The sequence below is a fragment of the Bradyrhizobium sp. USDA 3256 genome (genome assembly GCF_054058275.1).
In genome coordinates, this window is sequence record NZ_JBSSAE010000002.1 from 259,400 (window position 1) to 271,931 (window position 12,532).

The 12,532-nt window shown below is 63.1% G+C and carries 14 protein-coding genes and 1 tRNA gene; 4 read left to right on the top strand and 11 right to left on the bottom strand.

Annotated elements, in window-relative coordinates; all coding sequences use genetic code 11:
* Positions 1–53: 53 nt before the first annotated feature.
* Both ACVWY5_RS02885 and ACVWY5_RS02890 read right to left on the bottom strand, forming a co-directional pair.
* On the bottom strand, positions 54–713 hold the full coding sequence (locus ACVWY5_RS02885; protein WP_028332881.1) for a hypothetical protein: 660 nt from the start codon (positions 711–713) through the stop codon (positions 54–56).
* A gap of 60 nt (positions 714–773) precedes the next feature.
* On the bottom strand, positions 774–2,573 hold the full coding sequence (locus tag ACVWY5_RS02890) for an adenylate/guanylate cyclase domain-containing protein (protein WP_028332882.1): 1,800 nt from the start codon (positions 2,571–2,573) through the stop codon (positions 774–776).
* Between the two features lie 237 nt (positions 2,574–2,810).
* Here ACVWY5_RS02890 and ACVWY5_RS02895 point away from each other — a divergent pair, with 237 nt between their 5' ends.
* Positions 2,811–3,446 carry a LysE family translocator gene (locus ACVWY5_RS02895; RefSeq protein ID WP_028332883.1) on the top strand — a complete coding sequence of 212 codons (636 nt, stop codon included), beginning with the start codon at positions 2,811–2,813 and terminating at the stop codon, positions 3,444–3,446.
* A 16-nt stretch (positions 3,447–3,462) separates the two neighbouring features.
* Here ACVWY5_RS02895 and ACVWY5_RS02900 read toward each other — a convergent pair whose 3' ends face one another.
* Positions 3,463–4,215: a sulfite exporter TauE/SafE family protein gene (locus tag ACVWY5_RS02900; RefSeq protein WP_028332884.1), complete on the bottom strand. Its 753-nt coding sequence runs from the start codon at positions 4,213–4,215 to the stop codon at positions 3,463–3,465.
* 92 nt (positions 4,216–4,307) lie between these two features.
* On the opposite strand from ACVWY5_RS02900, the gene ACVWY5_RS02905 reads away from it, so the two are divergent.
* The gene (locus tag ACVWY5_RS02905) at positions 4,308–5,201 is read left to right on the top strand and encodes a LysR family transcriptional regulator (RefSeq protein WP_028332885.1); all 894 of its coding nucleotides are present in this window, start codon (positions 4,308–4,310) and stop codon (positions 5,199–5,201) included.
* 8 nt (positions 5,202–5,209) lie between these two features.
* On the opposite strand, the gene ACVWY5_RS02910 is transcribed toward ACVWY5_RS02905, so the two are convergent.
* The 3 genes from ACVWY5_RS02910 to ACVWY5_RS02920 all read right to left on the bottom strand — a co-directional run bounded on the left by ACVWY5_RS02910 (position 5,210) and on the right by ACVWY5_RS02920 (position 8,499).
* Entirely contained in the window at positions 5,210–6,187 is a 978-nt protein-coding gene (locus ACVWY5_RS02910; protein WP_321176651.1) for a tripartite tricarboxylate transporter substrate binding protein, read from the bottom strand.
* A gap of 73 nt (positions 6,188–6,260) precedes the next feature.
* Entirely contained in the window at positions 6,261–7,040 is a 780-nt protein-coding gene (gene hisN, locus ACVWY5_RS02915; RefSeq protein ID WP_028332887.1) for a histidinol-phosphatase, read from the bottom strand.
* A gap of 571 nt (positions 7,041–7,611) precedes the next feature.
* Entirely contained in the window at positions 7,612–8,499 is an 888-nt protein-coding gene (locus ACVWY5_RS02920) for an N-formylglutamate amidohydrolase (protein ID WP_028332888.1), read from the bottom strand.
* Positions 8,500–8,804: 305 nt separating this feature from the next.
* On the opposite strand from ACVWY5_RS02920, the gene cpdR reads away from it, so the two are divergent.
* On the top strand, positions 8,805–9,164 hold the full coding sequence (gene cpdR / locus ACVWY5_RS02925; RefSeq protein ID WP_016843340.1) for a cell cycle two-component system response regulator CpdR: 360 nt from the start codon (positions 8,805–8,807) through the stop codon (positions 9,162–9,164).
* Between the two features lie 78 nt (positions 9,165–9,242).
* A tRNA-Val gene (locus ACVWY5_RS02930) sits at positions 9,243–9,317 on the top strand.
* A gap of 42 nt (positions 9,318–9,359) precedes the next feature.
* Here ACVWY5_RS02930 and ACVWY5_RS02935 read toward each other — a convergent pair.
* The 5 genes from ACVWY5_RS02935 to ACVWY5_RS02955 form a co-directional block, all read right to left on the bottom strand.
* On the bottom strand, positions 9,360–10,496 hold the full coding sequence (locus ACVWY5_RS02935; protein ID WP_028332889.1) for a site-specific integrase: 1,137 nt from the start codon (positions 10,494–10,496) through the stop codon (positions 9,360–9,362).
* Positions 10,497–10,704: 208 nt separating this feature from the next.
* Positions 10,705–10,914, bottom strand: coding sequence for a hypothetical protein (locus tag ACVWY5_RS02940; protein ID WP_321176650.1), 210 nt, complete (start codon positions 10,912–10,914; stop codon positions 10,705–10,707).
* Positions 10,911–11,480 (bottom strand): hypothetical protein, encoded by a 570-nt coding sequence (locus ACVWY5_RS02945; protein ID WP_321176649.1) that lies wholly within the window; start codon positions 11,478–11,480, stop codon positions 10,911–10,913. Before ACVWY5_RS02945 ends, ACVWY5_RS02940 begins: the two co-directional genes overlap by 4 nt.
* 219 nt (positions 11,481–11,699) lie before the next feature.
* On the bottom strand, positions 11,700–12,020 hold the full coding sequence (locus ACVWY5_RS02950) for a hypothetical protein (protein WP_028332891.1): 321 nt from the start codon (positions 12,018–12,020) through the stop codon (positions 11,700–11,702).
* Positions 12,017–12,487, bottom strand: coding sequence for a hypothetical protein (locus ACVWY5_RS02955; RefSeq protein WP_038377293.1), 471 nt, complete (start codon positions 12,485–12,487; stop codon positions 12,017–12,019). Before ACVWY5_RS02955 ends, ACVWY5_RS02950 begins: the two co-directional genes overlap by 4 nt.
* Positions 12,488–12,532: the final 45 nt, after the last annotated feature.

A 12,532-nucleotide genomic window follows, 5' to 3' on the forward strand; every position in this document is an offset into this window, starting at 1 on the left:
TTTCGAGCGAAGCGGATACCGGTTCGCGTGAAGAAAACGCGTCCAACAAAAATCTAGCGCTGTAGCAGCGCGACGATCCGGTCAGGAAAGCGCTTGTCCACGAACAGCGTCCTGACCTCGGCGACGCTGAGATAGCGGTCCTTGCCTTCGCCCTTGCCCATGATGTCGAGCAGCACCGGCCACTCGCCGAGCATCAGGAGCGGATAGTAGCAGTGCAGGATGCCGTAGGACGGCGGATGCCCGTCCTTGGCGCGCTGGAAGTTCGCCGCCATGAAGGTCTTGATCTCGGCGGTCGACAGCCCGCGTTCGACGCTGCCGTCGGGTGCCTTGTAGTCGCTGCCGAAGGTCGCGAGCCGCGCGATCTCGTCCTCATGGACCACCGCGTGCTGGTCGAGGATGCGCGAGCCGGCGCCGTGCTTGTCGAGCGGGCCGTTGCGTAACGCGTCGAGAATGGCGCCCTGGAACAGGCTGCGCAGCTGGCTGAAAGGACCGAGGCCGTTGGCGATCTGCGCCACCATGAAGATCTTCGCCCGCGCGGTGAATCCCTCGAACCCGGTCTTGCCGGTTGCGCGCCCGATGGTGCCGGTCAGTTCAGGCAGCGGCACGATATGGCCGCCGACATAGTTGCCGGCGACGAGCGCCCGCAGGAACGGGCAGGGATTGTCAGGGGAGATCTGCGGGGCGGGCGCCGCGCTTGCAGCCGTATCGGACATCAAACCACATCCTGAAAAGCTTCAGCTTAAAAAGCATCCATTACCGGTGGATGAATTCGCTCAGGAGTCGACGGCGAATTTCGAGGTGGATGCAACCAGAGCGAGTTTGCCGAACGGCAGGCCGGCTTTCAAGAGGCCGTCGCGATAATGCGCGATGTCGGCCGGGTTCTTCCAGTGGAAATTGCGCAAGTGACGCTCGACCGTCAGCTCGGGATGGTTGGCGAGCAGGGCCTCGGCCGCCTGCGCGGCCTCGTCGGCGCGGCCGAGCTGAGCAAGCGCTGCGGTGCGCACCGCAAGGCACTGCAGATGGTTCGGGTTCAGATACAGCCCCTCGCGCGACCACGATAGCGACGCGTCATATTGCCCGAGCAGATAATGGCTGAATGCGTTCAGCGCCGCCCATTGGTAGCGCGGGTCGCTGTTGCCGCGCTGGACCGCCGTCGAGAACAGATCGACCGCCTTGCGATGATCGCCGATCACCATATGGCAGATTCCCAGCACGCCGCGCGCGCCCATGTCGTAGGGGTTGAGCTCGATCGCCCGCTTGATGGCATCCATCGCGGCTTCGTAGTGGCCCTGCATCGCATGCAGATAGGCCAGCAGCGAAAATGCGAACGAGGAGCGCGGGTCGAGCCGCACGCTGCTCTCGGCCAGGCTGACCGACGAGGCCCACAATTCGCGCGTGCTCGGAATCCAGCCGAACTGGATGCTCTGGATCTGGATCAGCGCCAGATAGGCGCGCGCGATCGACAGCGCGGGGTCGAGCTCGATCGCTTCCTTGAACAGCGCGATCGCGGTTTCGCAATCGTCCTTGGTCTGTTGGTAGTAGTGCGACAGCCCCTTCAGGAAGCGATCCCACGCCGTCAGCTCGGCGTTCGGCGAGCGCGCCGGTGCCGACGCCTCGGCGCGATAGATCTCCTGGGCGACGGCGGCGGAGAGATTCGCGGTGATCTCGTCCTGCATCGCGAACAGGTCGCCCATGTCGCGGTCGTAGCGGCCGGTCCACAGCTGCTCGCCCTTCTCGGGCGCGATCAGCTCGGCGGAGACGCGGATCTTGTTGCCGGCGCGCCGTACCGAACCCTGGATCAGATAGGTCGCGTCGATCTCGCGCGCGATCAGCCGCGTCGAGACGTTCTTGCCCTTGTAGGCGAAGGTCGAGTTGCGGCTCAGCACGCGATAGAAGGATTGCAGCGACAGCGCGTGGATCAGGTCCTCGGTCAGGCCGTCCGAGAAATATTCGTCGGCGCCGCCGCTCAGATTGTCGAACGGCAGCACGCCGACGATTGCGGTCCGATATTGGCCCGGCAGATGCGGACCATCCTCCGGAACCTGCTCCTGGGCATCGGACCCGGCCGGCGCCCAGGTCCAGACATTGACCGGCTCGGCGATGTTCTTGAAGCGGTGCGGGCCGGCGTCAACGAGGGTGACGGCAAGCCGCCGTCCCGCTTCAGTGCGGGCCTTGTCCGACACCGCGATGCCGCCGGGCGTTGCGACCGTCTCGAGGCGGACGGCGATGTTGACGTCGTCGCCGAACACCTCGTCCTCGTCGGCCATGACGTCGCCCATGTGGACGCCCATCCGGAAGTGCATGGCGCGGTCGGCCGGCAGATGTTCGTTGCGCTCGGCCATCAGGGTCTGCATCGCGACGGCGGCCTCGATCGCGCCGATGATGCTCGGAAATTCCAGCAGGAAGCCATCGCCGGTGTTTTTGACGATTCGGCCGCCATGGTTGAGGATGATCGGGTAAATCGCGCTACGGTGCGCCTTGAACGAGGCATGCGTCCCCGCCTCGTCGGCACCCATCATGCGGGAATAGCCGGCGATGTCAGCGCAAAGAATGGCAGCGAGCCGTCTTTCCATGTCTTCTGTGCCCTGGAATGGCCACTTAGCCGAGGTGACCGAATCCGATACTTACAAGACAGGCCGGGTCCGGCGGAAGCCCGGTTTGCAGGCACCTATAATGCATAGTAGCAGAATTGGCATGCGACCAACGGATCGTACAGTCGTTTCTCTACTGAATTCGTGTGTCGCTGGGATGGCGCCGGCTGGCTGATCATCCTTTCCGGGCAGTTACTTGCATAGGTTAACCTCGCTGACATGCTGGGAATTCACGAACTTTGGCTGTTTGTCCTGTCCGGGCTGCTGCTCAACGTCACACCGGGCCCGGATACCGCTTATATCATTGGGCGCACGATTCAGCTCGGATGGCGCGGCGGCGCCGCTGCGGCGATCGGTATCAGCGCCGGCTGCCTGGTCCATGTGCTGGGCGCGGCGATCGGCCTGTCGGCGCTGCTGATGGCCTCGTCGACCGCGTTCCTGGCCGTCAAGCTGGTCGGCGCGGCCTATCTGGTGCTGACCGGCCTGCAGATGCTGCTGACGCGCGCCAAGCCGCTCGCGGAGATCGCCGGGCAGGGCGGCGAGACCTCGATCTCGCGCGTGTTCTGGCAGGGGGCGCTGACCAATATCCTCAACCCCAAGGTGGCGCTGTTCTTCCTGGCTTTCCTGCCGCAATTCGTGGCGGCCGATTCGCCGCACAAGACGCTCGCCTTCCTGGTGCTCGGCCTGATCTTCATCACCGGCGGCACGCTGTGGTGCCTCGGTCTTGCGGCCTTCGCGGCGCGGGCTGCCGGCCGCATCAGGCAATCGGCCGGCGTGATCGCCTGGATCAACCGCTCGCTCGGCGCGCTCTTCATCTATCTCGGCGTCCGCGTCGCGACGCTGGAGGCGCGGTAGCTCTGGCTCCGCCGCTCTAGCCGTGGATCTTGAGCAGCGCGCTGCCGGCGAGATAGACGCCGAGCAGGATCATCGCGATCAGGAACCAGCGGCGGAACACCTCGGGGTGCATCCGTGTGCGAACCGCCTGGCCGATGAACATGCCGGTGAACGACGCCGCCATCGCGACCGCGCCGGGCAGTGCGGTGGCCGCTGTCAGCAGGCCCGATGCCGTGAGGTTGAACGCGAGCGCCACGGTCGCAGTGGTAAAGAACACGCCGAGCGCCTGCACGAGTTCGTCCTTCTCCATTCCGATCGCCTGCATGAACGGCATCGAGGGGATGACCTGAACGCCGGTCGCCGCCGAGATCAGCCCGGTGATGACGCCGACGATGCCGCCGATCCATTTTTCGTCGCGCCGCGGGACCTTGAAGCTGAACCGGCTCAGGCCGACGATCGCGTAGATCACCAGCAGCACGCCCAGCACGACAGTGCCGTAGGCCGCGTATGGCCCGGTCAGCAGCCCGGCATTGATCCAGATCCCGGCCACGGTGCCGAGCATCAGCGGCCACAACCGCTTGATGATGTCGCGCAGATAGGGCCCGACGAAGGTCTGCCAGATATTGGTGACGATCGCGGGCACAATCACGATCGCGATCGCCTGGCCCGGCGCCATCGTGGTTGCGAGCAGCCCCATCGCGACCGTCGGCAGGCCGAGGCCGAGCGTGCCTTTGACGAAGCCGGCGAGCAGGAAGGCGAAGGCGATGAAGATCAGGAGATGGTCGACCATGGCGGCACATTGACCGATCGAGCCGATCGGCACAATCTGGAGGTTACGGAGTTAGCCTTCGGGTGATCCGAAGGTATGGGGCGGGAAACGTCATGCGATTCGACCTGATCGACTTGCAATTGTTCATCGCGGTTGCCGATGCGCGCAGTATCACGCAGGGCGCGGCGCGCGCGAATCTTGCGCTGGCTTCGGCCAGCGAGCGGATCAAGGGCCTCGAGGAGGCGCTCGGCGTCGCACTGCTCAAGCGCGGCCGCCGCGGTGTCGAACTCACGGCGGCGGGCGAGAGCCTGCTCGGTCATGCCCGCATCGTGATTCACAATGTCGAGGCGCTGCAAAGCGATCTCGCCGCCTATGCCAGCGGCGTGCGCGCCAACGTGCTGTTGCTGGCCAACACCTCGGGCCTGTCGGAGCATCTGCCGCGGGCGCTCGCGGCCTTCCTGCACGAGCATCCCGATATCAGCGTCGATGTCGAAGAGCGCGAGAGCACCGATATCGCGACCGCGATCGCCAGCGGCGCCGCCGATCTCGGCTTCGCCGCGGAGCACGCGCTGCCCGACAGCGTCGAGCGCTTCCTGTTTAGCGAGGACCGCTTGATGCTGGTAGCGTCGCGACGCAGCGATCTCGGCGGCCGCCGCCAGATCGACTTCCAGGAGGTGGTCGGCCGCGATTTCGTCGGCCTCACGGTAACGTCGGCGCTGCAGGTCCATATCTCGCGGCACGCCGCAAAGCTCGGCGCGCGGCTGCGCTTCCGCGCCCGCCTGCGCGGCTTCGACGCGATCTGCCAGATGGTCGCCGCCGATGTCGGCATCGCCGTGATTCCGGAGACCGCGGCGCGGCGCTGCGCGGCATCGATGCCGATCACGACGATAAGGATCCGCGACGCCTGGGCCAACCGCCGGCTGACGATCTGCGCGCGCAGCTTCAAGGCGCTGCCGCGCGCGGCCAAGCAGCTCGTGGATTATCTGCGCGCCGAAGCGCAGCGCTGACGGCTGGCTCATTTCGTCGTCACCACGCCGGCGTCCTGGATCACCTTCGCCCATTTCCTGATGTCGGCGGCGATGAAGTCACGGAAATGCTCCGGCGTGTCGCCGGCCAGCGTCAGACCCTGCTCGGCGAGCTTCTGCTTGACGATCGGATCGGCCATCGCCGCGGTGGCGAGCTGGTTCAGCCGGGCGAGGATCGCGGGCGGCGTGCGTGCGGGCGCGACCATGCCGTACCAGTTCTCGATGACCAAGTCGGGCATGCCGGCCTCGGCGGTGGTCGGCACGTCGGGTGCGATCGGCGCGCGTTCGCGCCGACCGAGCGCGATCGGGCGCAGCGCGCCCGCCTTGATCTGCGGCAGGATCACCGGCAGGTCGAGGAAGGTCATCTGCACCTGCTGACCCAACAGATCGTTCAGCGCCGGCGCAGCGCCGCGATAGGGCACGTGCACGATGTCGATCTTCGCCGTCAGCTTGAACAATTCGCAGGCGAGATGCGGCAGGCTGCCCGGGCCGGAAGAGGCGAAGTTGAGCTTACCCGGCTGCGCCCTGGCGAGCGCGACCAGCTCGTTCATGTTCTTCGCCGGCACGTTGGCGGCGACCACCAGCATCTCCGGCACTGTCGCGACCAGCGTCACCGGCGCGAGGTCGTTCAGCGTGTCGTAGGCGACCTTTTCCATGCTGGGGCTGATCGCCAGCGCGCCGGCGCTCGCGATCGCCACCGTGTAGCCGTCGGGCGCGGCCTTCGCGACCGCATCGGTGCCGAGCACGCCGCCCTGGCCGGCGCGGTTGTCGACGATGACGGGCTGCCTTGCGAGCTCCGAGATCTTCTGCCCGATCACCCGCGCGATGATGTCGTTCGGCCCGCCGGGCGGGAACGGCACGATCAGCCGGATCGGCTTGGTCGGGAAATCCTGGGCGAAAGCCGTGACGGGCGCGAGAAGCAGGAGAACGGCTGCAAGCAGCCTGCCGCACATCGTCATGTCGCCCATCCCTGACTTTTCTGGTTGCGGTCAGGATGGGCGCAGATCAGACGCCCGGCAACTCAAGAATCAGACCGGGAACTCAGGCGTTCAGCAGCTTCATCGCCGCTTCGTGCACGCGCGGGTCGCCGGCCGCGATGATGCGGCCGCCGCTTTGTGCCGGCTTGCCGTCCCAGGTGGTGACGACGCCGCCGGCGCCGGTGATGATCGGGATCAGGCCGGCAATGTCGTAAGGCTTCAGCTCGGTCTCGACCACGAGGTCGAGATGACCGGCGGCGAGCATGCAATAGGAGTAGCAGTCGCCGCCATAGCGCGACAGGCGCGCTGCATTCTCGATGCGGCCGAAGCGGGCGCGGTCATCCGGATTCATCAGCAGCGGGCTCGTGGTGAACACAGTGGCCTCCTTGACCGAGGCGCAGCGCCTAACCGAAAGCCGCCGTTCGCCCGACGGGCCGGAGTAATGCGCCGAGCCGTTGTCGCCGGAGAAGCGCTCGCCGATATAGGGCTGGTGCATCATGCCGAATACCGGCGTACCTTTGTGCAGCAGCGCGATCAGCGTGCCCCAGATCGGAAAGCCGGCGATGAAGGATTTCGTGCCGTCGATCGGATCGAGCACCCAGACATAGTCGGCGTCCTCGCGCTCATTGCCGAACTCCTCGCCGACGATGCCGTGCTGGGGGAAGTTCGACTTGATCAGCCGCCGCATTACGGCTTCCGCCGCCCGGTCGGCCTCGGTGACCGGATCGAAATCGTTCGAGCTCTTGTTGTCGACCGAGAGCGAGGTGCGGAAGAACGGCAAGATGGTCTCGCCGGATGCGGTCGCAAGGCGGCCGATGAAGGCGGTGAAGTCGATGACCGTCACGGCATGTCCCTGAACTGCGCAAACGACGCGGTAGAAATCGGATGCGTTCTTGCCTAGCTCAATCCGGCGCGGCGCGCACGATTAACGGAGTGTTATCCAGCCCGATGACGCGGTTCCGGACTTTCGATTTGGCTTCGGATTCGAAAGCGCTCCGGGTCCCGGCCTCGATCACGAAGTTGCGAATTCTGGTATACAAGCTATGCGCAGAGCGCTGGCCGCCCAGGGCTTCCCTTGTAAAGTATTGATCCTACATAAGGAAAGCCGCTCCTGCCGGCCTGTTGCAGTTTCGCCAGACTTTCCAACATTACCCAAGAAATGTTTCGAAAGTTCTTGCGCTTTGTGCAGCGCGGTCGCATATTGTTGCGGTGCGGTAGCGCCTCGCGCTATCGCTGCCCTCCTTGGGCGTTTCCTCCCTAGACTTGGGCCGCTTGTTCATTCAAGCGGCCCTTTTTTCTTGGCTCATTGCTTCCGCGCGTGAATACGGAATCCAGTTTCGCGTCAGGCCCGGTCGCCAATTGAATTCCAAGTTCACGGCTTCGGTTGGCAACCGCAGTCCCGGCTGAACCGACCGCTACTCCGCGGCCGCCTGGAACGGGCCGAGATCGCCGAACGGGATTTTCGCCAGCGCATCCGCCAGGGTGGCAAAGTCGGCGGCCACCTGCGCGAAGCGCGGGCCGCGCTCGCGGCGGCGCTCATCCATGTAGACCGCGCGGTTGAGCTCGATCTGCACGGTGTGCAGGCCGCTCGCCGGATTGCCGTAATGCTCGGTGATGAAGCCGCCGGCATAGGGCTTGTTGCGGCCGATCGAATAGCCGAGCGAGCTCATGATCTCCTCGACGAGGTCGGGCAATAGCGGCGCACAGCTCGTGCCGTAGCGGTCGCCGATCACGACGTCGGGCCGGCGCGGCTCGTCGCGCGACACGCCGACCGACGGCATCGAGTGGCAGTCCACCACGATCACCGCGCCGAACGCCTGGTGCGCCTTGTTGATCAGCCGGCGCAGCGCGCGGTGATAGGGCTTGTAGAGCACCTCGATCCGGCGCAGCGCCTCGTCGACGTCGAGCCGCTCGCGGTAGATCTCCTGGCCGTCGCCGACCACGCGCGGGATGGTGCCGAGGCCGCCGGCCACCCGCATCGAGCGCGTATTGGCAAAGCTCGGCAGCCGCCCGGTGAACATGCGCGGGTCGAGCTCGTAGGGCTCGCGGTTCACGTCGACATAGGAGCGCGGGAAGTTGACCCGCACGATCGGAAAGCCGCGATCGCTGAGGCCCGCGATCAGCTCGTCCATGAAGGAGTCTTCGGAGCGCCGCAGCGACACTACGTCGATTCGCGCCGCCTCGAGGAATTCGGCCGGATAGACCGAGCCCGAATGCGGGGAATTGAAGATGATCGGCGCGCGCCAGGCCTGCGGCTCAACGATCTCGAACGGGGGCGACAACTCGCCAGCAAATTCGGTCATTCCCTTGGCGCCGTCCCTTGCGTCCGCCTCGCCCCGCAGCAACTGAGTCTGCCGGAAAAGCGGAGATTTATGGGCACGCATTGTCGGTAATCGCGATCATTCTGCCAAGTGAAAAGAGTGTGGTTTCAGCTGGAACGCGTCTTAAAAGCAGCAAATGCGGCACCCGGTTGATTCGATGTCCGGTTCGGTCCACAAATGGGTGGCGCGCATTTGCCGCTGGCTTGACGCAAATTTCACCCGAAATTTACCGTCTGTCGGGCTTACTGTTCGGACTGCTCCTCAAGCCGGATTCGACGATTCCTGCCATGCCGAAAATACTTCTCGCCGAAGACGACACCGATATGCGCCGCTTCCTGGTCAAGGCGCTCGAAAACGCGGGTTTCAAGGTCTCGCCGCACGACAACGGCATGTCGGCCTACCAGCGGCTGCGCGAGGAGCCGTTCGAAATGCTGCTCACCGACATCGTGATGCCCGAGATGGACGGTATCGAGCTGGCGCGCCGTGCCTCGGAACTCGATCCCGATATCAAGATCATGTTCATCACCGGCTTTGCCGCGGTGGCCCTCAATTCCGATTCGGAGGCGCCGAAAAACGCCAAGGTGCTGGCCAAGCCCGTGCACCTCAGGGAATTGGTCAGCGAAGTGAATAAGTTGCTGGCGGCCTGATTCGCCAAAAAACCTTCACTTTGTATCCTTGCCTGCCCCGCCGCCGTCCGTTATAGGGACCCGATCCAAATACGCTTTGGGTGCGTAGCTCAGCGGGAGAGCACTACCTTGACATGGTAGGGGTCACAGGTTCGATCCCTGTCGCACCCACCATCGCTTTCAATGAGTTAGCGGTGGTCATTCGATGCCTCGTTTTCATCGGCCCAAGCTTCGCCCAGAAAACCCTGTTCGCGCTGCGTTCAGGTGATCGGGCGAGTGGTGGCCGTAGGTGTCGCGGATAACTTTTTCAGAGGTGCCAACGAAGCCGGCCACCTCCCAAATCGGCACCCTGTTTTGCAACAACCATGTGATGCATGTGTGCTTCAGGATGTGCGGGGTGACCTCATCGCCTAGACCCGCAAGCTCGCACGCGCGGTCCCAGCCGGTGCGTTCTTTTGCAATTAAGCGACCAGCGTATTCGACTGGCCCAGTGACAGTCATTCTGCGCCATCGCTTCAGATGTGGAAGCAGACGATCGGGGATTGGCGCCGGCACTCGGCGCTTGTTGCTGTCGTTCTCGCCCTGGCCGCGGCGATACATCACACCGTGATCTAGATCGAACCATCCGCTTTTTGAGTTCACTCCCCAACGCATGCTGAGGTTCGCTTCGTGCCGAGTGCCAGTGTAAAGGCCGATCAGAATGAAACGCGCGACATGATACGATGGCTGGAACAGCCGGCCCCATTTCACCGGCGAACGTGACTTGATGTCGAAGGCTGTCGCGGTGATGCCGAGAGCGCCAGCGAGCAACCGCGCCGCCTGGCCTCGTTTCAGCCAACCGGCTCGTGGCTCAGACTCCTTTGGAAGCGACACCGAGATAGGATGTGAGAGCTTTCGCTGATCATAAGCGAAGGTGAGGGCCGCGCTGAGCGTGACTAGCTCGCGGCGGGTGGTGCTCTCTTTGACGCGGCGGCCAAGCTCGCCAGCCATTCGGCGGGTGACATAGGTCTTGCAACTCTCCGCGTCGATCTCCCAGCAAGTCATTGAACCGAAGTGCTTGAGCAGCGGCACCATGTGGTAGCCAACCAATTCAGGATGGCCGAGAGAGGGTGCCTTGTTTGATCCGTAATATGCGAGCACGTCTGCGATAGCTACCTCTGCAGGGTGACTATTTTGCCAGTCTGGTTTGTGTTTGGCGGTGATGTAGTCGGCGAGGGCTTTTTCAGCGCCTCTGCTATCGTCTGGGCCGCAACCAGTGCTGACTTCGTCTTTTCCGTCGAGGATGACCCAGACCGGTTCGCGGCCTCGACGTTTACGGAAGTAGAGGCGAGGCCCTTTGGATTTGCGCGGCATAACGCCCTCATTTGTTCGATGCCAGCTAAGGTAACGTACTGCTTATTCGCGACGCGCTCGCACTCGAGATGCCCGCGCGCAATTTCGCGGCGAAGACCGCTTTTCGTCATTGAGCCGTCAGGATAGGCAAGGCGCGCAGCGACTTCGAGACGAAGCGGCGTCGTTGGGCCGATCGTCGACAAATCGATATTTGCTTCGCGCTTCGTCATCAGCTTTTCTGAGCCAGTCCAAAATGTCGTAGAATGGGGCGAAGATCACTAACCTGATATCGTCCGTTCTGGAGTTGGACTGCGGGAATCGCGCCATCGATGACGGCGTTATAGATACGTCGATATGTCGGCACAGAAGCCTTGTCGCGCACGAGTTTACTCAGCTCGCGCGGAACGCGGGTGAGGGGGATCATTTCAAGTTCGCTCATTTCTCTTGCTCCTTTTGGACTGTGCTCCAGCGTTGCTCGCGAATTTTCGCGATCTCTCCCTCGTACTCCGCAACAGCAGCCTTCACGTCTGAAAGCTTCTGGCCACGGCAATTGCCGAGTATCGCGGCTTTGATTTTTGGAAAGAGTCTGTCGAAGATCGGCCAGCTGCGGATGTGGATGGCAACCACATCATCCGCACCGTCGACGCCGACCCATCGGCCTTCTTTGTTCTGGGTCAGAAAGAACGTGCCTGGATATCGGCCAAAGACCCCGGAATCATTGGCGATCCCGGGATCATGAAGCATGGAGCCATAAGGACTGCTGTAAGGTCGAAGCGCCTCGAAAGCTCGTTCAGGAGTCAACCCGGCGGCAATCAAGCGCGCAGCCGCGTCGAGCTGCATGAGATCCTTCAATCCATATGAGATCGCATAGCCGCGTCCGCGTGACTTGTGTGGGAATGGCGAATAGCGCTTTGTCCAATTCGCAAACTGACGCTCGCTCCAACCCAAAATGTCCGCTGCCTCCGCGGCTGAAAATTGCCAACTCTCGATGTGTTCAGCACGCATCCCTTACCAAGGCCTCTGAGGTTAGAAGGTTCATGGTGAGTCTACGTAAATTCGCGACGGGCGCAAGGGAGAGAGTGGGTTACAAACAGCAAAATGCCCGGGACCGGCCCGGGCATCTCGTCATTGCAGTGCGTTGAGCTTCTTATCGATGCCAACCTCTTCTAGGGTCCGCCTAACTTGGTTCTCTGCAGGAACTAAGTCTGGTGCTTGACCCGGCGATCAGTTGACCGTGCCATTGACTGCGGCCAGCCGTGAAACCGCCTCCTGAACCGTCCCCGCAAGGTCGGCATAGTAACCAGCCAGCTGCGTGCCTTCGCTGATCAGCCGGGACACGGCGCCAGGAGCGATATTCGGATCCGCAGCGACTTCGGCGCACTTCTTTGCAAGGCCAGCCGGCGAGTCGCGGAGGGCCTTGAGCAGGACAATCAAGTATTCCCGCTGGCTGTCGTACTGTTCGAGCACGCCATCGAGGTCGAACTTTTCGGCCTTGAAGGTCGGCTTTTTGCTCGGGAATTGGACAACGTTTGTTGCGGTCCTCATGCCGTCACCCGATCAGCCAAGACGGTCGCAGCGGCGGCCAGCCGTTGGAATGAGTCGATGAAGTTGCGGACCACGAGGTGATCCCACTCAGCATCCTCGTCGGATCCGGCCCACATATGCCAGGCGCCGAAGACTGCCAGTCTGGCTTTCACCGCCAATCCGTCGATCGTCGTCGCTGGGGTCGCAAGGATAGCTCTCATGACGCTTTCTGCTTCGCTCTCCACGTCGTCGGGATGCTCCCAATCCGGCTCGGGCGTTTCATCATCCTCCCAGTGCGGAATCCACTTATCGGTAGCCGTTTTTTCCCGCTGAACAAACTCATCCAATTGCTTCCCCAACTCGAGCAACTCGACGTCGGACGCGCGTGGCGCGCCCGCAACAGCAGCGGCGGGGACAACTGCCGCGACGGCCGCCCCGGCGAGAAATCGCCGTCTCGATGTGATATTTGTGGTCTCAGCCTGTGACATGGATCAAGCTCCAAGTTGTGGGTCAGAGCCAAGGCGGAAGCTCCA